The organism is Rothia koreensis, from assembly GCF_052232265.1.
Taxonomy (GTDB): Bacteria; Actinomycetota; Actinomycetes; order Actinomycetales; family Micrococcaceae; genus Rothia; species Rothia koreensis.
In genome coordinates this window covers 856,685-880,757 of the sequence record NZ_CP197643.1, presented here as the reverse complement: position 1 = coordinate 880,757, position 24,073 = coordinate 856,685, and the positions used below count along the sequence as shown (strand labels likewise).

Annotated in this window: 19 protein-coding genes and 2 pseudogenes; 8 read left to right on the top strand and 13 right to left on the bottom strand. The window is 64.8% G+C overall.

Going from position 1 to position 24,073, the window contains the following annotated elements:
- From ACTSLZ_RS03780 to eat, 6 genes and pseudogenes are all read right to left on the bottom strand, one after another.
- Nucleotides 1-534: an O-acetyl-ADP-ribose deacetylase gene (locus ACTSLZ_RS03780; RefSeq protein WP_178980314.1), complete on the bottom strand. Its 534-nt coding sequence runs from the start codon at nucleotides 532-534 to the stop codon at nucleotides 1-3.
- Between the two features lie 217 nt (nucleotides 535-751).
- Nucleotides 752-1,531 carry a 3-oxoacyl-ACP reductase gene (locus tag ACTSLZ_RS03775; protein WP_397555682.1) on the bottom strand — a complete coding sequence of 260 codons (780 nt, stop codon included), beginning with the start codon at nucleotides 1,529-1,531 and terminating at the stop codon, nucleotides 752-754.
- On the bottom strand, nucleotides 1,528-2,919 hold the full coding sequence (locus ACTSLZ_RS03770) for an aldehyde dehydrogenase family protein (RefSeq protein ID WP_443096087.1): 1,392 nt from the start codon (nucleotides 2,917-2,919) through the stop codon (nucleotides 1,528-1,530). Before ACTSLZ_RS03770 ends, ACTSLZ_RS03775 begins: the two co-directional genes overlap by 4 nt.
- Before the next feature lie 111 nt (nucleotides 2,920-3,030).
- A pseudogene (locus ACTSLZ_RS03765) lies at nucleotides 3,031-3,681 on the bottom strand (gamma-glutamyl-gamma-aminobutyrate hydrolase family protein); the annotation flags it as partial.
- Nucleotides 3,668-5,041: a glutamine synthetase family protein gene (locus tag ACTSLZ_RS03760; protein ID WP_443095765.1), complete on the bottom strand. Its 1,374-nt coding sequence runs from the start codon at nucleotides 5,039-5,041 to the stop codon at nucleotides 3,668-3,670. The pseudogene ACTSLZ_RS03765 and the gene ACTSLZ_RS03760, both read right to left, overlap by 14 nt.
- A gap of 48 nt (nucleotides 5,042-5,089) precedes the next feature.
- Nucleotides 5,090-6,511: an ethanolamine permease gene (eat, locus tag ACTSLZ_RS03755; protein WP_129315671.1), complete on the bottom strand. Its 1,422-nt coding sequence runs from the start codon at nucleotides 6,509-6,511 to the stop codon at nucleotides 5,090-5,092.
- Nucleotides 6,512-6,717: 206 nt separating this feature from the next.
- Between eat and ACTSLZ_RS03750 the strand changes: the two genes are divergently transcribed.
- Nucleotides 6,718-7,485 carry a FadR/GntR family transcriptional regulator gene (locus ACTSLZ_RS03750; RefSeq protein WP_443095764.1) on the top strand — a complete coding sequence of 256 codons (768 nt, stop codon included), beginning with the start codon at nucleotides 6,718-6,720 and terminating at the stop codon, nucleotides 7,483-7,485.
- A gap of 59 nt (nucleotides 7,486-7,544) precedes the next feature.
- On the opposite strand, the gene ACTSLZ_RS03745 is transcribed toward ACTSLZ_RS03750, so the two are convergent.
- Nucleotides 7,545-8,678: a lipid II:glycine glycyltransferase FemX gene (locus ACTSLZ_RS03745; protein ID WP_443095763.1), complete on the bottom strand. Its 1,134-nt coding sequence runs from the start codon at nucleotides 8,676-8,678 to the stop codon at nucleotides 7,545-7,547.
- A gap of 134 nt (nucleotides 8,679-8,812) precedes the next feature.
- The gene (locus ACTSLZ_RS03740) at nucleotides 8,813-9,469 is read right to left on the bottom strand and encodes a GntR family transcriptional regulator (protein ID WP_397555677.1); all 657 of its coding nucleotides are present in this window, start codon (nucleotides 9,467-9,469) and stop codon (nucleotides 8,813-8,815) included.
- 131 nt (nucleotides 9,470-9,600) lie between these two features.
- Between ACTSLZ_RS03740 and ACTSLZ_RS03735 the strand changes: the two genes are divergently transcribed.
- Nucleotides 9,601-11,028, top strand: coding sequence for a purine-cytosine permease family protein (locus ACTSLZ_RS03735; RefSeq protein ID WP_129315675.1), 1,428 nt, complete (start codon nucleotides 9,601-9,603; stop codon nucleotides 11,026-11,028).
- The gene (locus ACTSLZ_RS03730) at nucleotides 11,025-11,681 is read left to right on the top strand and encodes a flavin reductase family protein (protein WP_178980321.1); all 657 of its coding nucleotides are present in this window, start codon (nucleotides 11,025-11,027) and stop codon (nucleotides 11,679-11,681) included. Before ACTSLZ_RS03735 ends, ACTSLZ_RS03730 begins: the two co-directional genes overlap by 4 nt.
- A 7-nt stretch (nucleotides 11,682-11,688) precedes the next feature.
- Here ACTSLZ_RS03730 and ACTSLZ_RS03725 read toward each other — a convergent pair whose 3' ends face one another.
- From ACTSLZ_RS03725 to ACTSLZ_RS03710, 4 genes are all read right to left on the bottom strand, one after another.
- The gene (locus ACTSLZ_RS03725) at nucleotides 11,689-13,161 is read right to left on the bottom strand and encodes an amidohydrolase family protein (RefSeq protein ID WP_443095762.1); all 1,473 of its coding nucleotides are present in this window, start codon (nucleotides 13,159-13,161) and stop codon (nucleotides 11,689-11,691) included.
- Between the two features lie 749 nt (nucleotides 13,162-13,910).
- Entirely contained in the window at nucleotides 13,911-15,497 is a 1,587-nt protein-coding gene (locus ACTSLZ_RS03720; protein WP_443095761.1) for a PTS transporter subunit EIIC, read from the bottom strand.
- A 93-nt stretch (nucleotides 15,498-15,590) separates the two neighbouring features.
- The gene (gene murQ / locus ACTSLZ_RS03715; protein WP_443095760.1) at nucleotides 15,591-16,502 is read right to left on the bottom strand and encodes an N-acetylmuramic acid 6-phosphate etherase; all 912 of its coding nucleotides are present in this window, start codon (nucleotides 16,500-16,502) and stop codon (nucleotides 15,591-15,593) included.
- The gene (locus tag ACTSLZ_RS03710; RefSeq protein WP_397555672.1) at nucleotides 16,499-17,440 is read right to left on the bottom strand and encodes a MurR/RpiR family transcriptional regulator; all 942 of its coding nucleotides are present in this window, start codon (nucleotides 17,438-17,440) and stop codon (nucleotides 16,499-16,501) included. The genes murQ and ACTSLZ_RS03710 overlap by 4 nt, the downstream gene beginning before the upstream one ends.
- A gap of 150 nt (nucleotides 17,441-17,590) precedes the next feature.
- Between ACTSLZ_RS03710 and nrdI the strand changes: the two genes are divergently transcribed.
- The 3 genes from nrdI to nrdF are packed head-to-tail and all read left to right on the top strand — an operon-like array spanning nucleotide 17,591 to nucleotide 21,292.
- On the top strand, nucleotides 17,591-18,082 hold the full coding sequence (nrdI, locus tag ACTSLZ_RS03705) for a class Ib ribonucleoside-diphosphate reductase assembly flavoprotein NrdI (RefSeq protein ID WP_443095759.1): 492 nt from the start codon (nucleotides 17,591-17,593) through the stop codon (nucleotides 18,080-18,082).
- The gene (gene nrdE / locus ACTSLZ_RS03700; protein ID WP_443095758.1) at nucleotides 18,079-20,238 is read left to right on the top strand and encodes a class 1b ribonucleoside-diphosphate reductase subunit alpha; all 2,160 of its coding nucleotides are present in this window, start codon (nucleotides 18,079-18,081) and stop codon (nucleotides 20,236-20,238) included. The genes nrdI and nrdE overlap by 4 nt, the downstream gene beginning before the upstream one ends.
- A 28-nt stretch (nucleotides 20,239-20,266) precedes the next feature.
- A complete protein-coding gene (nrdF, locus tag ACTSLZ_RS03695) occupies nucleotides 20,267-21,292 on the top strand; it encodes a class 1b ribonucleoside-diphosphate reductase subunit beta (protein WP_443095757.1) in 1,026 nt (341 codons plus the stop codon).
- 385 nt (nucleotides 21,293-21,677) lie between these two features.
- Here nrdF and ACTSLZ_RS03690 read toward each other — a convergent pair.
- Nucleotides 21,678-22,895 (bottom strand): annotated as a pseudogene (locus ACTSLZ_RS03690) (PTS transporter subunit EIIC); the annotation flags it as partial.
- A gap of 145 nt (nucleotides 22,896-23,040) precedes the next feature.
- Here ACTSLZ_RS03690 and ACTSLZ_RS03685 point away from each other — a divergent pair.
- The gene (locus ACTSLZ_RS03685; RefSeq protein ID WP_129315685.1) at nucleotides 23,041-23,271 is read left to right on the top strand and encodes a glucose PTS transporter subunit EIIB; all 231 of its coding nucleotides are present in this window, start codon (nucleotides 23,041-23,043) and stop codon (nucleotides 23,269-23,271) included.
- Nucleotides 23,272-23,288: 17 nt separating this feature from the next.
- Nucleotides 23,289-24,035, top strand: coding sequence for a GntR family transcriptional regulator (locus ACTSLZ_RS03680; protein WP_443095756.1), 747 nt, complete (start codon nucleotides 23,289-23,291; stop codon nucleotides 24,033-24,035).
- The last annotated feature ends 38 nt before the right edge of the window (nucleotides 24,036-24,073 follow it).

Here is a 24,073-nt window from a genome sequence, read left to right as displayed (position 1 = left end):
TCATCCTGCCAAGGCCGCCTTGTATCCATCCTCCGCCTCTTGGCCGAAAGGGACCAGCACCACGGTGCGAATGGTGTCGCCGACTTGTTCTTCCATCGAACGGATCGTCTCGACGGCGATTCTGGTCGCGTCGTCCATCGGCCATCCGTACACGCCAGCGGAGATCGTGGGAAATGCGATGGTTTCGACGCCGAGTTCGGCAGCGGCCTGGAGCGAGGCCCGGTAGCAGGAGGCCAGGACGGGAGCTTTCTCCTGATACTTCTCGGGTGTCTTGGCGTACGTGGGCCCCACGGTGTGGACGACCCACTGTGCAGGCAGCTCTCCCGCCGTCGTCACGACCGCTTGACCGGCAGGAAGGCCGTCCGGCAAATCGGTCTCACGAATTTTCTTGCACTCGTCCAGGATCGAGGGGCCACCGGCACGATGGATCGCACCGTCGACGCCGCCACCACCCATGAGGGAGGAATTGGCCGCATTCACGATGGCTTGGGTTTCGACCGTGGTGATGTCGCCAGGGCGTATTTCGATGTCCATGCCACCAGCCTAGGGGCAACTCGCCGTCAGCGGGACGGGTTGTGGACAAGTGATGGGATCGCCCGTTCCGGGCGAGAGTGGAGACGTCGATCGGCGCAGTGCTGCCCCGACTGCGGCAAACCCTCGGGCCGAGGGGGCAGAGCACAGCGCGAGCCGAGACTTCGTCCCTGCTCACGCGTCTGCCGCCTCGGCCGCGACCGGAGACACCTGTCGGTGACTACTCGGGCGTGACGTACGCTCCGGACAAACCACCATCGACCAGGAACGTGTTGGCTGTGATGAAGGATGAATCATCCGACGCCAGGAAGGCGACGGCAGCGGCCATCTCCTCAGGTTCCCCGAAACGCCCCATCGGAACATGCACGAGTCGTCGCTGGGCCTTCGCCGGATCCTTCGCGAAGAGCTCCTTGAGCAACGGGGTGTTGACCGGGCCGGGACAGAGCGCGTTGACTCTGATCCCTTCCCTGGCAAATTCGACGCCGAGCTCCCGACTCATCGCGAGCACCCCGCCCTTCGACGCGGAGTACGAAATCTGGGACGTCGCCGCACCCATGACCGCCACGAACGAGGCCGTGTTGATGATCGATCCGCTGCGCTGGCGCCGCATGTGTTCGAGAGCGTACTTGCAGCAGTGGAAGACGCTCGTCAGGTTGACGTCCTGAACCCGCTTCCAAGCATCAATGCCGGTTTCCGTGATCGAGGCGTCGTCGTTGGGTGAGATTCCGGCGTTGTTGAAAGCGACATCGACCGAACCGTATTCGTCGTGAGTCCGCTGGAACAGCTCCTCGACGCTCTTCGCGTCGGTCACATCCGTCCTGACGAAGAGACCGTCAACCTCTTTCGCAGCCGCCGTTCCTTGCTCTTCGGATACGTCGGCGATGACCACCCGTGCCCCCTCGGCAGCGAGTCGGCGCGCGGTGGCCAGACCTATTCCGGAGGCGCCCCCAGTGATGACTGCGCTCTTTCCCTCGAGACGGTGCGCCTTGACGTTGTTCATGATTGCCTCCTGCTCTCTGGATGAGTGGATTGGTTGTTGGCGAAGAAGACGTTCTTGACCTCGGTGAATGCCTCCACGGCGTGGGGGCCGAGCTCGCGTCCCAGTCCGGATTGTTTGAAACCGCCGAAGGGAGTCGAGTACCGCACCGAGCTGTGGGAGTTGACGGACAGATTCCCCGACTCGATGCCCCGGCTGACGCGTAGCGCTCGGCCCAGGTCTCTCGTCCAGATCGATCCGGACAGCCCGTATTCGGTGTTGTTGGCCAGCTCGACCGCCTCGCCCTCGTCGCGGAAACGCAGGACCGAAACGACGGGGCCGAAGATCTCCTCCGAAAAGCACGGTTCCGTCGCCGACCTGGCCAGCAGAACCGTGGGCCTGACCCAGTACCCGGGCCCAGACGGGGCCTCGCCGGTGAAGGCGACGTCGCCCTGGTCGATGTACCGCAGAACCGAATCACGGTGCGCGGCCGAGATCAGTGGCCCCATCGCGGATTCCTCGTCGTTGGGGTCCCCGACCCTGAAGTTCTTGACGGCCGTCTCGAGGTGTTCCATGAATTCGTCGAAGACCGATTCCTGCACGAGAATCCTCGACCTGGCGCAACAATCCTGGCCTGCGTTGTCGAAGGCGCCGCCGGGAGCGGCTTCCGCCGCGGCTCGCACGTCGGCGTCGGCGAAGACGACGTTCGAGTTCTTTCCGCCCATCTCAAGGGTCACGCGTTTGGACTGGGATGCGCAGCCGGCCATGATCCGCCGACCGACCGCTGTGGACCCGGTGAATACGACTTTGCGCACGGCTGGGTGGGTGACGAATCTGTCGCCGACCACCGACCCCTTGCCAGGAAGGATCTGGAGAACTCCTTCGGGAACCCCTGCCTCGCGCGCGATGGAGCCGATGCGCATCGCGGTGAGCGGGGTCAGCTCGGCGGGTTTGAGGACCACTGTGTTGCCGGCCGCGAGAGCCGGACCTATCGCCCAGCCGGCGATGGGCATCGGAAAGTTCCACGGAACGATCACGCCCACCACCCCCAGGGGTTCGTGGAACGTGACGTTCAGCCCTCCGTCGACAGGGATCTGGTCACCCAGGAGCCGTTCCGGCGCCGCGGAGTAATAGCCGACGACGTCGCGGACGTTTCCCGCCTCCCAGCGGGCGTTGCCGATCACGTGGCCCGCATTGGAGACTTCGAGACGAGCCAGTTCCTCCTGGGCGTCCCCCAGTGCGCTCGCGAAGTCGCGCATGATCCTTGCTCTTTCCGCAGGAGCGACGTTTTTCCAGGTCTCGTATGCTCTGGCGGCACGCTCGATCGCCTCGTCCGTGCCCTTCACATCGAGGTGCTCGACCGAGTCGATCACTTCTTCCGTGGCCGGGTTGATGACTTCGTGGATGCTCATTCCGTGATCTCCTCGCTGGGGGGTGGGTTTGGTATCGGACACGGCCTCGGTTCGGGAACCGCAGGCCGCGACGAAGGCCGCGAAAAGACGGCGGTCCTCGAGCCGTTTCTCCTCCGGGTGATACTGCGTAGCAATCAGCCAGGAGTCATCGGTGCTTTCCAGGATTTGTGGCAACCCGTCGGCGGAACGGGCGCTGACCAGCAGTCCCTTTCCAATTCGGTCGAGACCCTGGTGGTGGTAGGACGAAACGGTGCACGAATCGCCGAGGATGCTGTGGGCCAGACTCTCGGGATCGATCGTGATCCGGGTGTCGGAAAAGACTCCGGGGGCGCACCTGTATTGCTCTCCTTCCGGGAGAACATCCGGCAGGTGCTGGAGCAGACTTCCGCCGTGTGCCACGTTGAGCACCTGTGCACCGCGGCAGACGCACAGGATCGGCAGACCGAGCGCTTCTGCGGCCCCGAGGAGGGCAAAGTCGTGGCTGTCCCTCTCGGTATCGAATTCGGTGGTGGGGTGGGCGTTTTCTCCATAGCGGGAGGGGTCGACGTCGGACCCGCCGATGACCAGGAGCCCGTCCAGGGTATCGAGAACCTTGGTTCCCGTCCCTCGTGGTGGGAGGAGAACTGGTATGCCGCCGGCATCCACCACCGCATGAAGGTAATTCCCTGGGAGGATGGCAGCTTCACCGTTCCACACGCCCCAGGTCGCATGCTGGTAGTAGGTCGTGATCCCGATCAGTGGGCGGACGTCAGAGACGTTCAAAGCCCCGCCTCCTTTCCCAGTCGGTCACGACGCTCGCGAAGGCGTCGAGTTCGATGTCTGCGGCGTGGGTGTAGTGGTCAACCACGTCGCGCCCGAAGCGCTCAACCGCGAGAGCGCTGTTGGCGAAGGCATCGCGCGCCAGAGAGAGGGAAGCCGGGACACGGTCGGCATCGGCGGCGTAGGCGCTTCCGGAGGTCACCGGAGGGAGCGGCAGGTCGTTTTCGATGCCGTGACAGGTTGCCGCGATGATGGCTGCCAGGATCAGGTAGGGGTTGACGTCGCCGCCACCAACCCTGTTCTCGACCCGCAAGGACGCGCCTTCGCCCACAACACGGAGAGCGCAGCTGCGGTTGTCCTTGCCCCAGGCGATCGCGGTCGGAGCGAAGCTTCCTTCCTGGTACCGCTTGTAGGAATTGATGTTGGGCGCAAAAAACAGAGAGAAGTCAGACAGGCACGCGATCTGCCCGGCGATCATCTGTTCGAACACCCGACTGAATCCGTGCTCGCGCTCGCCGGTGGATACCGGGTTTCCGTCCAGGTCGGTCAGGCTGAAGTGCACGTGGCAGGAATTTCCCTCACGCTCGTTGTACTTGGCCATGAAAGTCACCGACTTGCCGTGCTGGGCCGCGATCTCCTTGGCCCCGGCCTTGTAGATGCTGTGGTTGTCGCACGCCGTGAGGGCATCGCTGTACCGGAACGTGATTTCCTGCTGTCCCAGATTGCATTCGCCCTTGGAAGCCTCCACGATCATCCCCGCTCCCTCCATGCCGGTGCGGATGTCCCGAATCACCGGTTCCAGGCGAGAGGTGGCCAGAAGGGAGTAGTCCACGTTGTAGTCGGTCGAGGGCTCGAGCCCCATGTATCCCTTCGCAAAGGCGCTTTCATAGTCGGTGTCGAAAAGGATGAATTCGAGTTCGGTTGCTGCGTGCGGGCGATAGCCGAGTTCTTCGAGCCGGGCTATCTGGCTCTTCAGCAGCTGACGTGGGGACATGGGGATCGGGGCGCCGTCGGTCGAACCGATGTCGCACAGCACGAGGGCCGAACCGGGCAACCACGGGATACGACGCAGTGTCGCCAGGTCCGGCTTCATGACAAGGTCCCCGTACCCGTTCTCCCAGGAGGAGCAGGCGTATCCGTCGACCGTGTTGTTGTCGACGTCGACCGCCAGCAGGTAGTTGCATCCCTCGACTCCGTGCTGGAGAACCTCGTCCATGAAGAAGCGCGCCCCGCACCTCTTGCCCTGGACTCGCCCCATGACATCGGTCATTCCGACGACGACCGTGTCGATCTCGCCCTCGGCAACCAAGTCCTCGAGCTCTCCGACACTCAGCATCCCCGGAAGTTTCTCCTTCGTGGACATGTGTCATCCTTTCTCATCACCCGAAGCCGCTGGGACTTCGGCCTGCATCTACTTGAGTTTCGATTCGGCCTCTGCAATCGAGGCAAATTCTTCTTCGGGGGCGCTCGTGACCACGCGATGCCGGCTGTAGAACCAGAAGTATGCGAGCGCCAGCACGAAGACGCCGAGCGTGTAACTGGCAGCCATGACGTCAACCAGGAAGGTCGCGACCACCGACACCACGGCCAGCACCAACGCGATGGATGTGGTCACCCGGCCGCCCGGTGTCCAGTAGCCGCGGTCGAGCTCCGGTTCCCGGATACGGAGCACGATGTGGGACAGGTTCAACAAAACGTAGGAGACCGTTGCACCGAATACTGCGATGTCGATCAGGAGGCCCCCGTCCCGGACCGTCGTCGCGAGGATGAATCCGATGGTTCCGGGAATGATCAGCGCCAGTGCCGGCGTGTTGCGGCGGGTGGTCAACGAGAGCCACCGCGGCAGGTAGCCGGCACGGGAGAGGGCAAAGAGCTGACGGGAATAGGCAAAGATGATGGAGAAGAAGCTCGCCACGAGTCCTGCCAGTCCGGCGTAGTTGACGAATTGGGCCAGGCCGCTGCCCGGACCGTACACGGCACGGAGGGCATCGGGCAGTGGGCTCTCCGACTCGCTCATGGAGAGGGCGCCAGCACCTCCGGGGGCCAGAATGAGGACCGCAAGCCCGGAACAGAGCAGGACCGAGATAGCGACGACGATTCCGCGGGGCATGTCCCGCCGAGGATTGGCGGTCTCCTCGGCGGCAAGCGGGACGCCCTCGACGGCCAGGAAGAACCAGATGCCGTAGACCAACGCGGCAAGAACTCCTGTGACACCGAATGGGAGGAATCCGTTCGCCCCGAAAGCGCCGGTGGGCTCGATCTCCACGAGTTTCCCGATGTCGAAGTGGGGAATCATGCCGACGACGAAGACTCCCAGCGCGACCACCGCGACTGCGGTGATGACGAACATGAGTTTGAGCGCCTCGCCGACGCCCACACAGTGAATACCGATGAACACCAGGTACGCAACGAGATACACGGGCCACGAATTGGTGATCCCGAACAGGCCCAGCGATTCGATGTATCCGCCGATGAAGGTCGCAATGGCGGCGGGTGCCACCGAGTACTCGATCAGGATGGCCATACCCGTAGCGAACCCTCCCAGCGGCCCGAGTGCTCGGCGAGCGAATCCGTAGCCGGCCCCTGCGGTGGGGAGCGTCGAGGACAGTTCCGCCAGGCCCAGGACCATGCACGTGTACATCAGGCCCATGAGGAGGAATGCGATCAGCAAACCACCCCATCCGCCCTGGGCGAGGCCGAGATTCCAGCCGGAGAAGTCTCCGGAGACCACGTAGGCCACTCCCAACCCGGCGAGCAGCACCCACCCGGCCGCGCCCTTGTTGAGTTGCCTCTTCCCTAGGTAATCCGACTCGCTCGGAGAATGATCCGCCATGGCACCGTCCATCCAATGGTATTTTTGGAGACCTTTGATGTGGACAAAATAATGATCTGAATCACACCGCAATGTCAAGGTCTCGCCCAGAATCAACCCTCAATCGATCGGATATGACTCCTTTGGCATGCTCACGATGCCTTTGGACGACGTCGCCCGGCTCGGCCCATACAATGGTCGGGAAACCGACGTGAGATGGGCAGACAATGACGTGTGAAGCTGAGGACCAAGTAGATAGCCTCGGTGAGCGCAGCGTGGCGGAAGGTCTGGTCGACCCTCGGTCACTCATTCACCCCGTGCGGGCGGGAAACACACTGGAAGCAACCTTTGAGGGGTTGTTGCGGCTGATCAAAGTTGGCGCCGTCCTCCCCGGGCAGCGGCTCCCACCCGAACGAGAACTTGCCGACAGCCTGCAGGTTTCACGCTCGACGCTCCGAAGCGTCCTCGGTGACTTGCAACGTCACGGCTACCTGGAAGTGAGACGAGGACGGTACGGCGGAACCTTCGTCATCGATTCGGCCCCCGAAAAGCAAACGGATGTCACGGTGGACCCGCGCCAGCTCCAGGACATCCTCGCCTATCGGACCGTGGTCGAGTCAGGGGCCGCTCGCCTCGCGGCCGAGGCCGACCTCCAGGCGCCCCAAAGAAGAGGGCTCCGACGTGCCCTGGACGCGGCGTCGGCGGCCCCGCCGGAAGACTACCGACACCTCGACTCCAGGCTGCACATCGTGATTGCCGAGCTGACCGGGTCACGAAGACTTGTCGACTGCGTCGTCGAGTCGCGGGCCCTCGTGAATGATCTGCTGGACAGAATTCCGCTGCTCGCGTCGAACCTCGAGCACTCGAACCACCAGCACCAGGAGCTCGTAGCAGCCATCCTGGACGGGGATCCGGAAACAGCCGAGTCCGTGGCGCGGGCCCACCTCGACGGCACGGAGACGTTGTTGCGGAGCTTCCTGAACCTCAGTGCGTAGGGCCGCCTCCGGGCTCGAGCACGGAGGGCAATCCCGGCACTTTTCCCGACCGTCCCCCACTATCCCCGAAGGCGCCCCCGGAGAGCGCCTGCCATACCCTGGGCCATGCCCCGACCCGACCGCATCGACCGGTACGCGACATAGCGGGGGACGGAGACGGGCAGGTCCCAGGTGCCGGCGAATTCGACGTCGCGACCCCCGAAAGACCTCTTGAATTGGGTGAAGCCCGCCCACGGGTGATGGGGAGAATCCGTGGGCGCGATGCCGAAGAGGTCCGCGATTTTCGCGCCGCGTTCGGCAGCATCCAAGACGGCCTGGGCGATCATCGGTTGGTTGGGGCGAAGTTTCCTGAATTCGGGCTTCATGCCCGCGTGAGCAAAGATCCTGGTGCTCGCCGAGTCGTAGACGAAGGCGGAGGCGACAACCTGCCCTTCGTACCGCGTCAGGTACACACGGCCCGAATCGCGCGCCAGCAGCGTACGTGCCACCGTGCGCAGATAGTCGGCATCGTGCGCCACGAATCCCTTCCGCTCGGCCCCGGCCCGATTCAGGGAAATGAGTTCTTCGACGTCGCCCGGGTCTCTGCTGCACTCGATGCTCAGCCCCTTGTCCTGGTGGCGCCTCCACAGGTTGCGATTCGTGCCCGTCATGGCCGCCAAGATCGCATCCTCACCCCGAGTCAGATCCAACCACCTCGACCGACGTGGTTGGATGTCGCGCGGGGCCTCGCGCGCTCCCAGTTCCAGCAGCTCTGACCGAAGCCCCGGAGCCCGCATCTGTTCCGACCCGTCGGACACCATGGGCTCGATACGCACCCATGCGACTCTCGCCTTCTTGGCGGCCTCACCCAGGCTGGTCAGTGCGGCTTCGAGGGCCACGACGTCGTTCGCGACCGGACCGTACGGGAGGTACCAGATCCGCCCCAACGCATTGCTCTCCTCGATCACCAAAGCCGACCACCCGGGTCCGCGGAACCGGTGGGTCCTGCGCCCCAACGCAGTTTGGACGCGATCCCAATCGCGGCTCTGCAGAACGGTGTGGGGCCCCGCCAGCTGACCGATCCGGCCCGCTATCGGAACCGATCCGGCGGACCCTGCGGACGCGGCAAGCCCTGACCAGGCGGGGGATGGGAGGAACGGAAATGAGTTCGTCCCGAACTCGGCGCGTCCGTCCGGGTAGTAGAGCGTTGACATCGATGTGGTCCCTCTTCCGATCGTGAGCGGTGGAGGAGAACCAGGGCCAACCGACGAACCGCCTCGTTGCTGGTTCTCTCTGACAAGAGTTCGGAACCAACCCGGCGGCCGGATTCATTCGAGGAGAAAAAACTTCAGACGGCCAGGACCCTGCGGGCGAAGTCGACCAAATAGTCATTCAGATTCGTGGCCGCCCGCTCCCCTTCTTTCGCGTCCTCCCGCACAATGGCGGTCAGCATGGCACGGTGGAGGGTCGCGCCGGCGGTCACCTCCGACTGGTCGGTCACGTGCGACGTCCAGAATCTGCGCGAGAGATTCTGCAACTGGACCATGGCGTCGTGAAGGTACTCGTTATGGGCCGCACGGAGAATCAGCCCGTGGGTCTGGCGGACGGTCTCCGAGTAATCGGACAGGGTGAAGTTCTCCGTCCCAAGAGTTTCCGCGAGATCGCGCATCTCGTCGCGCTCCCCGGGTGTGGCTCGCTCGCACGCCAACCGAGTCGCCCACGGATCCAGAACCCGGCGCATCTCGAGGATCCGCAGTTCGGACTCAACGCTGATCTCCGGGATGAGGATGCCCCGGCTGGGATGGATCTCCACCATCCTCTCCCGCGCCAGCCGATGGACCGCCTCACGAACCGGCGTACGGCCCAGTCCCGTCCACTCCATGAAGTCTGCTTCCGATACGAAGGTGAGCGGCTCGATCTCCCCGTGAATGATCATGCGCTCTATGTGCACATAGGCAGTGTCCGTGAGTGTGGGTCCGGAGCGCGTGCGGACGGGGCGGTTCATGCTGGTCCTCTCTGACGGGGGTCGTACAAAAATCTTGGCACATCGCTGGAATATACAGCCGATATATCGGTAGAGTGGCGGTCACGAATGGTGTCAGGGCTCACAGTGACACCGAAAGCAAGGAGAATGACATGTCCACTCCAACGGTCGGACCGAAAACCATGGAACTCCGGTCCATTGACTGGATCCCGCCGCGGGAACGTCACGGTTCCCCGGTCTCTCTTTTCTTCCTCTGGTTCGCGGCGAACAGCTCGATCACGGCTCTGGTGACCGGCGGCCTCTTCGTTCTGCTGGGCAATTCGGCCCTGTGGTCCATCCCCGCCATCATCGTCGGCAACCTGATCGGCGGATTCATCACGGCCCTCCACTCCGCCCAAGGGCCTCAGCTGGGCGTACCCCAGATGATCCAGAGTCGCGCCCAGTTCGGCTACTACGGGGCGATCCTTCCCCTGGTCCTGGCACTGATCATCTATATCGGCTTCTACGCGACCGGCCTGGTGCTCGGCGGACAGGCACTCGCGACCCTGCTGCACATCAGCGTCAAAGCAGGTGCGGTGATCTTCGCGCTGTTCTCGACCGTCCTGGCCATTGCCGGGTACAAGTGGATCCACAAGTTTTCGCACGCGGCGTCGGTCCTGAGCGGGGTCGTCTTCGTGATTCTCCTGGTCATTGTTCTGGGCGGTCCGATGCGTCATCAGATCACCGCGGACACCAGTTTTGCCCTGGCCCCGTTCATCCTGGGTATCTCGCTCTCGGCGTCGTGGCAGCTGACCTTCGGCCCCTACATCGCCGACTACAGCCGGTACCTCCCCGAGACGACGTCCCAACGGTCCACGATCGGATGGACCTTTGCGGGGAGCTTCATCGGGGCGACCCTGGCCATGATCGTCGGAGCCTTCGCCGCACAGATCGGCGGGCAGGCCTTCAGCGACCACCAGGTCGGATTCCTCTCGGGGTTGGCGGGCACTTTCTTCTGGCTCGTGCTGTTGGCCGTCGTCGTCGGCAAGCTGACGGGCAACACGCTGAGTTCGTACGGCGGGTTCATGTCCTTGGCGACGATCGTGACGGCGGTGGCCCGGCACGAGGTCATCAAGCCTCGGGCACGCTCGATCTACGTGCTCATCATCTCCGCCTTCGCGGTGGTGATCGCGCTCCTGGCGTCGGACAATTTCGTCGCCGTGTTCACCGACTTCCTGATGTTCCTGCTGTACTTCATGACGCCGTGGTCCGCGATCAACCTGGTCGACTACTACCTCATTCGACACAAGAAGTACGACGTCGAGGCCCTGTTCCAGCGCAATGGTCCCTATGGCACGGTCAACAAGGGGGCCTTCGTGGCTTACTTCGCCGCCGTGCTGATCCAGATTCCGTTCATGAACAGTTCCCTCTACGTCGGCCCCATCGCCGACCTGTTCGGCGGTGCCGAGATCGCGTGGATCATCGGTCTCGTGGTCGCCGGCGGCATCTACCTGGCCATTGCCAAGAAATCGGCGGCCGGTCGCGACTCCGCCGCCGACGATCGCTCCGCAAACCACCAACAAGAAAGGAATGCACTGTGAAATACGATCCCAACGAGGTCGAACGCCCGCTCTCACACTCGCCGTTCAAGGCCCTGACGGTGCCTCGTCCCATCGGTTGGCTCTCGAGCGTCAGCGAGGACGGCGTCGAGAACATCGCCCCGTACAGCCAGTGGCAGAACCTGACTTTCGACCCGCCGATGGTCATGTTCGCGGCCAACCAGTACCCGGACGGGCGACGCAAGGACACCGTCGTCAACGCCGAGAAGACCGGGTGGTTCGTGTGGAACATGGCGACCTGGGATCTGCGCGAATCGGTCAACATCTCGGCCATGGCGCTGCCGCCCGGCGAGAACGAGTTCGATCGTCTCGACGTCACCAAACAGACCGCGGACCTCTCCCCCGCCCCGATGGTCGCGGAAAGCCCTTTCCACTACGAGTGCAAGTACCTCACCACGCATCGCCTGCCCGGCAAGTCCAATGTGGGGACCATCGACGTCGTCTACGCGACCGTCGAGCGGATCCACCTCAATGAGAAGTACCTGACCGATGACGGCCGCGTGGACATCACCGCGGTGCAGCCCATCGCCCGGATGGGGTACTTCGACTACACCGTGGTGACAGACACCTTCGAGATGCGCGTTCCCGGTGCCGACGCCGACGCGCAGGCCGGCCTGGGCGGCAACCCTCAGTAGGAAGTATTCAGAGGTCCCAGTGGGTCGGTCGCCCCGCAACGAATGTGGCGGCGACCGACATCCCTGCCAGGGTGCACGCGGCGTCGTCGCTCGTGGCCCCGGCGAACGGATCCGCATCGAGCAGCAGCACATCCGCGGCGTCGCCCGAACGGATCCGGTCGACGCCGTCCGTCGAGGCCGCGAACGCTTCCCTCGGGGTAATCGCTTCCTCCTGGTGCCACGGCGGCCGCCCGTCGCCCGATCGATGGACCGCGGCCGCCATGGCCAACCACGGATCCAGAGGCGCCACGGGCGCGTCAGATCCCATGGCGAGCCGGACGCCCCGATCCAGCATCGTGCGGAAGGCGAAGATGCGGTCGGCTCGATCCGGCCACAAACGGTCCATGGCGTCCCGGTCGTCGATGAGGTGAGCCGGTTGCACACTGGCCGTGATCCCCAGCCGGGCCATACGGTCCAGGTCGTCAGGCCGAACCACCTGCGCGTGCTCAACCGACCCTCGAGCACCCACGGATTCGAAGGCATCCAGGGCCAGACCGACGGCGGCGTCCCCCAGAGCGTGGAGCGCGACGTCGAGTCCCCCTTGGTGCGCGAGGACGAGCAATCTGTTCAACTCTTCCGGTGGCACGTTCTGCACGCCCCGGGGATGGTCCAGGTCTTCGGCCCCGACGTAGGGCTCGCAGCAGTGAGCGGTCCTGGTTCCCAACGACCCGTCGGAAATGATCTTGAGCGGGCCCATCCGGATGAGGCCTGACTCGTCCAGTGCGTCTCCGCTGGCGAGCCCGCGGTCCAGGACGTCGTCCAGGAGGTCCGGGTATACACCGGTCCGGACCCTGAGCAGTGATTCGCTCTGCCCCGAACGACGCACCCACGCGTCGTGATTTGCCGCGAATTCGAGGTCGACCATGCCGACGACGCCGCGGGCCGCCGCGGCCCGCGCGGCGTCGCGAACGGCCGCTTCGGGGTCCGGCGCCAGCGGTTCGAGCTTCGCGAAGAGCGGGAACCAATCGTCCTCGTTGAAGATCCCGTCCCGCGGAGGCACGCCGAGGAGTGTCATCGCCGCCGAGTTGAGCCACCCGTTGTGCATGTCGCCGCTGACCAGGACCACGGGTCGGTTCCCGCTCACGGCGTCGAGCTCGGTCACGGTCGGCTGCCGCTGCCACGCCGACGCACGATATCCGAAGCCGAAGAACACGTTGCCTCCGCGGTCCTGCTTGAGCGCTTCGCCGACGGCCTGGGTCACCACTGCGGGCGACGGCGTCCCGGACAGGTCGAGCCGCGACCTGGCTTGGGCCCACTGGTCGAAGTGGGCGTGCGCATCCCAGAGGCCCGGAACGAGCCATCGGCCGTCCGCGTCGACGACGTGGTCCTCGGGGTCCGGCTCGAGACCGTGTCCCCACTCGATGCGGCCATGGGCGATGCGCGCGTCGAGAATGTCGCCGCCGAAGGGGTCTCTCACGGTGCGGAGGAAGAACGAGTCCATGATTCCCTTCTACCCCAGTCGCCGACCCGTCGCCTCACGCCTTCCCGGGTGCCGACGGAATATGACGTCGAGGTATCGCGAGGGTCGGGCGAACGGGGTGCCGGCTCGTCTCTGGACGGGGCGGGGCGGGGGCGAGCGGGGGCGGGATGGGCGGGGCGAGCGGGAGCAGAGCGAGCGGGAGCGGGACGAGCGGGAGCGGGGCGGGGCCGTCTCGGGTTGCCGCCTCGGGGCCGAGGTGGCAGCCCCGTGCGGCGCGGCGGGACGAGGTGGCAATTTCGTGCGGCGCGGCGGGACGAAGTGGCACTCACGTGCAAAAAACCCACCAAAAACCGCACAAAACTGCCACCTCACCCCAGAGACACCGCCCCAACCGCACACCACTGCCACCTCGGGGCCGAAGTGGCAATCCCGTGCGCCCCGGCGGCACGAAGTGGCACTCACGTGCAAAAAACCCACCAAAAACCGCACAAAACTGCCACCTCACCCCGGAAAACCCACCCCAACCGCACACCACTGCCACCTCGGGTCCGAAGTGGCAATCCCGTGCAGGGCAGCGAGCGAGATTCAGTGTCGGCCGGGCCTGAACCGGATTCCGACGACGCCGAGAACCTCAAGGACACTGCAGCGTGGGGCTTTCCCGGAAACCAGTCACCCGCCGTTCACCCCACCGACCGAGCTGGGAAGTTGGGCAGCGGAGTCGACCACCAGCCTCTCCGCCACACCGTCCACCCGCCACACCGTCCACACCGTCACGCCGTCGCGACAGCCGATTCCGCCGCGGCTTCCTCGTCCGCCATGCGAGCGACGAGGTCCTTGGGAACGCCGAAGAAGTAGGTCAGCAGGAACCCTGCCACGTAAGAAATGAGCAGCCCCACGGCGTAGACCCCCAGGGCGGCACCCAGGCCGTGGTTTCCTGCGGCCAGCGGGAACAGTGCCCAACCACTGGGCCCGATCGCGGTGGACCCGGTCGCGAACCCGAGCTGGTTGAAGATGCCGATGAATCCGCCGCCGAACGCGCCACCGATGCACGCGGTGATGAACGGGCGGCCCATGGGCAGGGTCACGCCATAAATCAGCGGCTCTCCGACGCCAAGGATTCCGGCGGGCAACGCCGACTTGATCGTGTTGCGCAGGGCGCGGTTGCGGATGCGCAGGTACACCGCGGCGGTCGCACCCACCTGTCCGCCACCCGCCATCGCCAGGATCGGCAGAAGGATCGTGTACCCGGCCTGCGCGATCAGCGTGGTGTGGATCGGGATGAGCGCCTGGTGCAGTCCCAGCATCACGAGCGGCAGGAAGAGGCCCGCCAGGACAAACCCGGCAAGTCCGCCGCTGGTCCCGAGCAACCAGGTGGCGCCGGTTCCGATGCCGGTCGAGATCCAGCCGGCGAGCGTCATGAGCGGGAAGAGGGTCAGCGCTCCGGCGACGAGGACAGTCACGGTCGGGACGATCAGCATCGCGAGCGATTCAGGGGCCCACTTCCGTGCCCATCGCTCCACATATGCCGCCAGGATGGCGGCCAGCAGCGCGCCGATCACACCGCCCTGGCCGGGTTCCAGGCTGGCACCGAGAATCGACACTTTGGACACACCGGCGAAGGGAATGATGGCCGCGACGGCGCCGCCGAGCACTGGCGTCCCGCCGAATTCCTTCGCAGCATTCATGCCCACGAAGACCGCGATCAGGGTCATGAACCCACTGGAGATCGCGGTCAGGACCGGGACCGCCCCGGCGGCCCACGGCCACGCCCCGTTCGCGACGAAGTTCTGGAGCACGCCACTGATGCCTGCCACGATTCCGCAGGCGATCAGCGCGGGAATCAGCGGGAGGAAGATGTTGGCGATCCGCCCCAGGAATGCGCGGACCGGCGAAGACTTGCGCTCCGACTGGGAACGTTTCATCTGCGCACCGAGGGCCTGAAGGTCCTCGGGCGAGCCGGGGGCCTCCCCCTCCGCACCTTTTCCTGCGCCCGCACCTCGTCCCACGGCCGAGGCTCCAGCCGCGCTGGAGGATCCGGCTCCGGCCGCACTGCCGGCGGCCGCACCGCCCGCAACGCCGTCTCCATTCCCCGAGGGTTCCGACTCGGCGTCCCGCAAGCGGGCCTCGATGTCGCGGGCAACGGTGTCCACGACGCCAGGGCCCAGGACCACCTGCATGGTGGGCCCCGGTACGACGCCGAGAACCGCGTCAATCCCCCGCAGGGCGTCGACGTCCACCGCCGATTCGTTGTGGACCGGGATCCTCAGACGGGTGATGCAATTTTCCACACCGTTGATGTTTGACGCACCGCCGAGACCGGCGATGACGTCCTGGGACGTCGTGTTCTGATCGGACATGACCGACTCCTTTGTGGGTTGCGTTCGTTTCACCGACCGGAGCGGCAGGGGTTCCGGTGCGGGGCCGCCGGGCTGACGGCGGGGTGGTTTGGTTCAGTCCTGGGGTCGGACCAGGCGTTCCAAGGCGGCTCTGAGGACACCGGAGTCGCGTTCGAGCTCCTCTCGAGCGCGCGCGGCGTCGACGTCGGCAAGGATTGTCAGGATCGCGACCTTGGCGCTTCCGTCGGCCGCGCTGACGGCCTTCTCGATGACGTCCGGTCCGGCCCCGGTGACCGCGCCCACGATGCGCTGAACCCGTTCCCGCAGCTTGGCGTTGGTGGACTGCACGTCGACCATGAGGTTTCCGTAGGTCTTTCCGAGCCGCACCATGCTCATCGTAGAAATCATGTTGAGCACCAGTTTCTGGGCGGTTCCGGCCTTCAGCCGAGTCGATCCGGCCACGAGCTCCGGACCGACCACGACCTCGATGGGGTGCGCCGCGACGGATGCAAGGCGCGATCCCGTGTTGCACACCATCGCTCCCGTCGTGGCGCCACGACGCGCCGCCTCCTCGACCGCGCCGACGGCGTAGGGTGTCCTGCCCGAGGCCGAGACTCCGACGACGGCGTCCAGCGGACCGATGTCCAGGTCGATCACGGCCTGGGCACCCGCGGCGGCGTCGTCCTCCGCTCCTTCCACGGCGGAAACCAGGGCTCGTTCACCGCCGGCGATGAGACCGACGACCTCCCCCGGAGCCGTATTGAACGTGGGCGGGCACTCGGATGCGTCCAGGACGCCGAGCCTTCCGGCGGTCCCGGCACCCGCATAGACCAGGCGCCCACCGGCGCGGAGCCCGGGCACGGCCTGGTCGACGAGCAGGGCAATGTCCTCGGCGCAACGCCCCACGGCGTCAGGAACCGTGGAGTCCGCCCGATTCATGAGCCGAGCCAGGTCCGCGGTCGGCATCCTGTCGATCTGTGAGTACTGTTCGTCGACTGCCTCGGTGGTGGGCACGTCCGTCGTCATGATTTCTCCGATGCTGGGGTGGGGGTATGGGCGGTTCGGGGCAGTCGCTTGAAGGCCAGAGCTTCGTGGGAGCGCGCGATAGCGGTTCTGGCTTCGTCCTCGCGCAGTTGGAAAACCATGGTGAACAGGGCGTCGACCACGAAGAGCTGCCCCGAACGGGAGGTCATCGCGGCCAGTCGAAGACCGGTCTCGCGAGTCGCCACGCTGACGAGGACATGGTCGGCCGACCCCAACGGCGAGCGCGGGCGCGTCGTGATGGCCACGGTGCGGGCACCGGCACGTGCGGCAAGGGAAAGAGGGTCGACGACGTCGCGCGTGCGCCCCGACGCGGAGATTCCGATGAACACGTCCTGGTCCGTCAGCAGGACGGCGAACGTGAGCGCGTCGTGGGCGTCCGACGCCATGTGGACCTGGATCCCTATGCGCCCCAGTTTCGCCGCGAGGTCTCGCGCGACCAGGCCGGACGCCCCGACGCCGACGACGAGGACCCGCCTGGCCCCTGCCACGGCTCCGGCCACCTCGCGGACGGCGTGCGCGTCCAGTGTCTCTTCCGTCCGCGCGATCGTCTCGCGGTCGCTGGACGCGAGCTTGGCCATGACGACCTCCGGGGGATCCTCGGCCGAGATCCCCGCGGGATACGAGCGGTCGCCCCCGTCCGACCCTTGCGCACGGCCGATCGAGGTGGCCAAGCGAGTGCGCAGCTCGCGAAAACCTGAGCACCCGACGGCGCGGGCCAAGCGGATGACCGAGGCGTCGCTGGTCCGGCTCTCCTTCGCGAGGTCCGCCAGCGTCATCGGGACCGTGCGAGCCGGATCCTCGAGGATGAAGCGGGCGACCCGGGCAGGCCCCGGGCTCAGCGTGCCCTCCACGGCTCTCAAGGACCCGAGGATATCGGCATCATCAGAGCTTTCGGAGTTTTCCTTCACTTTGGTATTCACAAGCAGGAGTTTTCCTTCAAACGTGAGCCGTGTCAAGAACTACGCCTAGGCGTAGTTTTAAGTTCTGCCACGTGGTATTTCTATATATGCGCACCCCAGAGGCCCACCAGCACAACATGTTGTGTTTTCGACCAACAACGAAAGGACGCCATGAACGATCCATCCGCCTCCCGCAGGCGGCCCCCGACGTCGTTCCGCACCCTCCCACCGACCGAGTCGCCCCACCTGGTGTACTTCTCGAGCGCCTCCGAGAACACTCACCGGCTCGTGCAACGGCTGAGGCACCCCAGTGTTCGCATACCCCTTCGTCCCCGCACAGAGGGCATGATCCGGGTCAGCCGGCCGTACGTGCTGGTCGTGCCCAGCTACGGCGGCGGTGACGCCAAAAAGGCCGTCCCCCGGCAGGTCATCACCTTCCTGAACGACCCCCAGAACCGCTCCCTCATTCGGGGAGTCGTGACCGCGGGCAACACCAATTTCGGGGAGGACTACTGCATCGCCGGCCCTGTGGTCTCGAAGAAATGCGGAGTCCCGGAGCTCTACAGGTTCGAGTTGCTCGGCAATGCACACGACGTCAAGACCATCGACCACGGACTCGACGAGTTCTGGAAAACCGCGCAGAAAGAGAAGGAAACCGCATGACGCTCTCGCCGGAAGCCACCGACGTCGGCCGCGAAGGCATCGGGACGCGCAAGGACTACCATGCCTTGAACGCCCGGCTGAATCTGTTCGACGATCAGGGGCGCATCCAGTTCGACCAAGACCAGGAAGCCATCGATGCCTTCCTGGAACAGCAGATCGGCCCTCGCCTGAAGACTTTCGACTCCGTCCTGGAGCGCCTCGACTGGCTCGTGGCCAATGACTATTACGAGGCCGAATTTCTGGCCCGCTACGAGCGCGACGTCCTGGAGGAGGTTCACCACCGTGCCCATCAGTTCGGGCACACCTTCGGATCGTTCTTGGGCGCCTTCAAGTTCTTCACGTCATACGCCCTCAAAAGCTTCGACGGAACGGAGTATCTCGAAGAGTTTCCGGACCGCGTCGCGGCGACGGCGCTTTACCTGGCGCAGGGCGAGCGCAAGTTCGCCGCGCACCTCGTGGACGAGATGATGTCCGGCCGCTATCAACCGGCGACCCCCACGTTCCTCAATGCGGGCAAGAAGCAACGCGGCGAGCTGATCTCCTGCTTCCTGCTGCGCGTCGAAGACTCGATGGAGTCGATCGGTCGGTCGATCAATTCGGCCCTCCAGCTGTCGAGGCGCGGCGGCGGCGTCGCCCTCATGCTCACGAACCTTCGGGAAGCGGGTGCGCCGATCAAAAAGATCGAGAACCAGGCGTCGGGCGTGGTTCCGGTCATGAAGATCCTCGAAGACTCTTTCTCCTACGCGAATCAGCTGGGAGCCCGGCAGGGGGCCGGCGCGGTCTACCTGCACGCCCACCACCCGGACATCCTTCGCTTCCTGGACACGAAACGGGAGAACGCCGACGAGAAGGTTCGAATCAAGACTCTTTCGCTCGGCGTCGTGGTCCCGGACATCACCTTCCGGCTGGCGAAGGAAGACCGCGAGATGCACCTGTTCTCTCCCTACGACGTCGAGCGCGAGTACGGCACCCCGATGTCCGAATTGCCGATCACGGAGCACTACGACGACCTGGTCCGCAACTCGCGCATCCGGAAGACCACGATCCGTGCACGGGACTTCTTCACGACCATCGCCGAGCTCCAGTTCGAATCCGGTTACCCGTACGTGCTGTTCGACGAAACCGTCAATCGCGAGCATCCCCACCCCGGGCGGGTCGGGATGTCCAACCTGTGCAGCGAAATCCTCCAGGTCAGCGCGCCATCGACCATGGATCCGGACCTGACGTACTCCTCCGTGGGCCGAGATGTCTCCTGCAACCTGGGCTCGCTCAACATCGCCGCCGCCATGGCATCGCCCGACTTCGGCCGGACCGTGGAGACCGCGGTGCGCGCCCTGACGAGCGTTTCGGACCAGTGCGACGTCGGCGCGGTTCCGTCCGTAGAACGCGGCAACCGGGCGAGCCACGCGATCGGGCTGGGGCAGATGAACCTGCACGGATACCTGGCATCGCAACGCATCCGGTACGGCAGCCCCGAGGCGCTTGATTTCACGGACGCCTATTTCCGGCTCGTGACCTACCACGCGATCCGTGCATCACACCGACTCGCCGTGGAACGCCGGGAGACCTTCGAAGGATTCGAGGACTCCGATTACGCGAATGGGGCCAGGTTCGACCGTTACGTCCAGTCGAGCGGCAGACCCGCAACCGAGAGGGTGCGGGCTCTCTTCGCCGACGCCGGCCTGCATCTTCCGACCCGCGAGGACTGGATCGTGCTCAGGTCACGGGTCATGCGCGACGGCATGTACAACGCCTATCTGCAGGCGATACCGCCCACCGGCTCGATCAGCTATATCAACCACTCGACGGCGTCGTTGCACCCCGTGGCCTCCCGGATCGAGATCAGAAAGGAGGGCAAGTTGGGCCGCGTGTACTTTCCTGCGCCCCACATGACCCAGGACAACCTCGAGTACTTCGAGGACGCCTACGAGATCGGGTACCGCAAGATCATCGACACGTACGCCGCCGCGACCCCGCACGTGGACCAGGGGCTGTCGCTCACGCTGTTCTTCACCGACGAAGCGACCACGCGGGACATCAACAGGGCGCAGATCTACGCGTGGAGATCCGGAATCAAAACCCTCTACTACATCCGGCTCCGCCAGGCGGCCCTGAACGGAACCGAAGTGCAGGACTGCGTGTCCTGCTCCCTCTGACCCCTCCCCGTTTTCGAAGGAGAACACCATGACCTCATCGACCGATCGCCGCCCTCTCACCGAGATCTCGGTGACCCCGCCGTCCTTTCGTCACGACCCGAACCACCGACTGCGCCCGATCAATTGGAACCGCATCCAGGATGAGAAAGACCTCGAGGTCTGGAACCGGCTCACGTCGAATTTCTGGTTGCCCGAGAAGGTCCCGCTCTCGAACGACCTCCCGGCCTGGCAGCGTCTGTCCGAGGAAGAGCGGACACTGACGATGCGAGTTTTCACGGGCCTGACCATGCTGGACACGGTTCAGGCGACCGTCGGAGAAATCAGCCAGATCCAGGATGCCCGCACCGAGCACGAGGAGGCCGTGTACACGAACATCGCCTTCATGCAGTCGGTCCACGCCAGGTCGTATTCGAGCGTTTTTTCGACGCTGGCCTCGACGCCTCAGATCGAGGAATCCTACCGGTGGGCCGTCGCCAACGACCTCTTGCAGGAACGCGCCAAGAAGGTTCTGGTGCACTACTACGGGGACGATCCGCTGCGCCGAAAAGTCGCCTCGACTCTGCTGTCCTCGCTGCTGCTCTACGCCGGGTTCTATCTCCCCCTGCATTTCTCGGTCCACGCGACCATGACCAACACCGCGGACATGATCCGGTTGATCCTGAGAGACAAAGCGGTTCACGGGTACTACTCGGGGTACAAGTTCCAGCGCGGCCTGGACTCCTGCACGGGCGACCGCAGGGAAGAGATCCAGGCCTTCACCATGGGCCTGCTCGACGAGCTGTACGACCTCGAACTCCGGTATTCGGGAGAGCTGTACGAGCCCCTGGGCCTCATGGACGACGTCGCCGTCTTCGTGCGGTACAACGCCAACAAGGCCCTCATGAACCTCGGATACCCCGCGCGTTTCGGCGCGGAGGAGACCACAGTGAATCCCGAGATCCTTGCGGCCCTGGCCCCGGGATCGGACGAGAACCACGACTTCTTCAGCGGATCCGGGTCCTCCTACGTGATGGGCAAGGCCGTGGAGACCGACGACGACGACTGGGACTTCTAGCCGCTTCCTTCCCCCTGCGCGAGGTGGCAGGTTTGTGCGTCTTTCGCGCCGAAATTCGCACAAACTTGCCACCTCGGCCGAGGGGTGTGCACGAAGCTGCCACCTCAGGCCCCCATGGCTATGCCGGGTCTGGACCTCGGTCCGGGTTCCGGTCCGAGGACTGTGCCACATGTCGGCCGGAGGCACCCGGCGCACCGTCTCGCCCCGCCGTGTCGGCGTCGTCCGGACTGGCCTCGCCGCGTGTTCCATCGCTCGGGGCCGCGTCGGGCGAACCGGCGTCGGACGAACCGGCGTCGGACTTGCCGGAATCTGTGGCCGACGTTTTCTCGGCGGCGACTCGCTTCGAGGCCCCCTCGCCAGCACCCACGGCGGCCTCGGCCCCGGCGTCTTCCTCACGGCCCGGCGTGCGCAGGTTCCACTTGCGGATCACGAAACGGAACAAGAAGTAGTAGATCAGGGCGTAGCCGATGCCTATGGGTATCAGCCAGATCGAGTTCTGGGATATGCCGAAGTTGAGGAGGTAGTCGATGGTTCCCGCAGAGAATCCGAAGCCGGTATGTATGTCCAGGGCGTTGGTCAGGGCCATCGAGGTTCCCATGAGTACCGCGTGGATCAGGTAGAGCGGCCACGCAATGAACATGAAGGAGAACTCCAGCGGCTCGGTGATCCCCGTGAGGAACGAGGTCAGACCCGTCGAGAGCATGATGCCTCCAATGACCTTCTTCTGGCCCGGTTTCGCCTCGTGCCAGATGGCCAGAGCCGCCGCGGGGAGTCCGAACATCATGATCGGGAAGAAGCCGGTCATGAAGACGCCCGCGCTGGGATCGCCGGCGAAGAACCGGGAGAGGTCACCGTGGGCGCCGTCGTAGTCGCCCAGGATGAACCACACGATCGAGTTGAGAATGTGGTGCAGGCCGAATGGAATCAGCAGTCGGTTCAGGATGCCGTAGATTCCCGCGCCCAGAACCGTATTGCTGCTCACGGCGGAGCCGATCGCGGCGAGGCCCCTGTCGAAGAACGGGTAGAGCAGGGCGAGCACCACGGCGATCACCAATGCGGCCAGCGAGGTCAGGATCGGCACGAGACGGCGCCCGCCGAAGAAGCCCAGCCAGTCGGGCAGTTTGGTCCGGTGGAATCTTTGCCACAGCAGGGCCGATGTCAGACCGATCACGATGCCGCCCAGGACGCCGTAATCGATCTCCGGCTTCTCTCCGGCGGCCGCGGTGGCACTGCTGTCCAGCACCACAGGAGACATGACCTTGAAGATGTTGGTCATCACCAAGTAGCCGACGACGGCCGCGAGCGCCGTCGAGCCGTCGCCCTTCTTGGCGAAACCGAAGGAAATTCCGACGGCGAAGAGCAGCGGCAGCCCGTCGAACAGGGCCGAACCTGCGGCACCGATCACCTGTGCGGCCGTGGAAATGGACGAGAATTGTCCGAGAAGATCATCCTGCCCCAGCCTTTGGAGAATCGCGGCCGCAGGAAGGGCCGCGATCGGAAGCATCAGGCTCCGGCCAAAGCGTTGGAGAATTTTCATGGCGTTGCCGTCACCCTTGGTCCGCGGCGCGGCAGCGGCCGGGGTGGAAGCGTCTGACGAAGACATGGGGACCTCGTTTCCCGCGGGTGCGAGAGTAGCGTGCGGTTGTGAAGGTCGAGCGCTATGGGTACGCTCGAGACAACTGTTTATAACCAGTGGTTCTGATCACTGTATTCACGTGACGTAACTTGTCAAGGCCAGGAGGCACCCAATGTTCGATCCGGAGAAATTGCTGGAAGCACTCGGCGGAGCCGAGAACGTCGAAGAAATCGAAGGATGCATCACCCGCTTGCGCACCGAGGTCGAGGATTCGTCCGTGGTCGATGAGGCCGCACTCAAGGCCATGGGGGCCCACGGGGTCGTGGTCTCGGGCGGAATGGTGCAGGTCGTCGTCGGCCCCGAGGCCGAGAACCTTGCGGAAGACATCCAGGACCTGCTGTAGAGAAGGCGCGCGAGCACGTGGTTCACAAGCACGAACAGGTCAGGTCGGAGTTGCGGGAGCTGGCCCGGAGAGAGCTCTCTCCGGGTGCCGCGCTTCCGGGGGAAAGGGCCCTCGAGAAGCAGTTCGGGGTTTCCCGCATCACGATTCGACGTGCCGTCGCGGATCTGGTCGCGGAGGGCGTTCTGGTGCGCATCCACGGCAAGGGAACCTTCGTGTCCCACGGGCGCGTCCGTTCGACTCTCCACCTCGCGTCCTTCACCGAGGACATGAAACGGGCCGGTTTCGAACCGTCCACGGAGATTCTCGTGGCCGATCGAGGCGCACCTCCCCCGCGGGCGGCGGAGTTCTTCGGCCTGGAGGACGGCGAACAAACTCTCTGTGTCAAGCGACTCCGGCGCGCGAACGAGGCCCCGGTCAGCGTGGACGAGTCCTGGATCCGTCCGGACCTGACGGACCTCCTCCTCGCCAAGGACCTGACGCAGTCCCTGTATTCGCATTTGTCCGGGACCGCCTTCGAGGTCAGCACCGCCGAACAGACCGTCGAGGCGGCCGCGGCGGAGCCGGAGGCCGCTCGCGTCCTCGAGGTGGAGCCCTCGGCCCCTGTTCTGCTGTTTCACCGCTACACATTCGCCCGGTCCGAGGAAGGACCCGTACCGCTCGAGTACTCGATCTCGACGTACCGGTCGGATCGGTACCAGATATCCATGACCCTGGACCGCGAGCGCTTGGGAGTCCCGGAACCGGAAGACTCGAAACCCGCTTAACTTGTCAGTCAGCCCCCGTACCCTGGACTCAGCGCCTC

Bases quoted from the DNA above. Each gene is read 5' to 3' on its own strand.
- nrdF (WP_443095757.1), top strand. From the start codon at position 20,267: ATGACCTCATCGACCGATCGCCGCCCTCTCACCGAGATCTCGGTGACC.
- murQ (WP_443095760.1), bottom strand. From the start codon at position 16,502: ATGACGACGGACGTGCCCACCACCGAGGCAGTCGACGAACAGTACTCA.
- ACTSLZ_RS03735 (WP_129315675.1), top strand. From the start codon at position 9,601: ATGTCCACTCCAACGGTCGGACCGAAAACCATGGAACTCCGGTCCATT.
- nrdE (WP_443095758.1), top strand. From the start codon at position 18,079: ATGACGCTCTCGCCGGAAGCCACCGACGTCGGCCGCGAAGGCATCGGG.
- eat (WP_129315671.1), bottom strand. From the start codon at position 6,511: ATGGCGGATCATTCTCCGAGCGAGTCGGATTACCTAGGGAAGAGGCAA.
- ACTSLZ_RS03720 (WP_443095761.1), bottom strand. From the start codon at position 15,497: ATGTCCGATCAGAACACGACGTCCCAGGACGTCATCGCCGGTCTCGGC.
- ACTSLZ_RS03780 (WP_178980314.1), bottom strand. From the start codon at position 534: ATGGACATCGAAATACGCCCTGGCGACATCACCACGGTCGAAACCCAA.
- ACTSLZ_RS03775 (WP_397555682.1), bottom strand. From the start codon at position 1,531: ATGAACAACGTCAAGGCGCACCGTCTCGAGGGAAAGAGCGCAGTCATC.
- ACTSLZ_RS03745 (WP_443095763.1), bottom strand. From the start codon at position 8,678: ATGTCAACGCTCTACTACCCGGACGGACGCGCCGAGTTCGGGACGAAC.
- ACTSLZ_RS03770 (WP_443096087.1), bottom strand. From the start codon at position 2,919: ATGAGCATCCACGAAGTCATCAACCCGGCCACGGAAGAAGTGATCGAC.
- nrdI (WP_443095759.1), top strand. From the start codon at position 17,591: ATGAACGATCCATCCGCCTCCCGCAGGCGGCCCCCGACGTCGTTCCGC.
- ACTSLZ_RS03760 (WP_443095765.1), bottom strand. From the start codon at position 5,041: ATGTCCACGAAGGAGAAACTTCCGGGGATGCTGAGTGTCGGAGAGCTC.
- ACTSLZ_RS03750 (WP_443095764.1), top strand. From the start codon at position 6,718: ATGACGTGTGAAGCTGAGGACCAAGTAGATAGCCTCGGTGAGCGCAGC.
- ACTSLZ_RS03740 (WP_397555677.1), bottom strand. From the start codon at position 9,469: ATGAACCGCCCCGTCCGCACGCGCTCCGGACCCACACTCACGGACACT.
- ACTSLZ_RS03685 (WP_129315685.1), top strand. From the start codon at position 23,041: ATGTTCGATCCGGAGAAATTGCTGGAAGCACTCGGCGGAGCCGAGAAC.
- ACTSLZ_RS03725 (WP_443095762.1), bottom strand. From the start codon at position 13,161: ATGGACTCGTTCTTCCTCCGCACCGTGAGAGACCCCTTCGGCGGCGAC.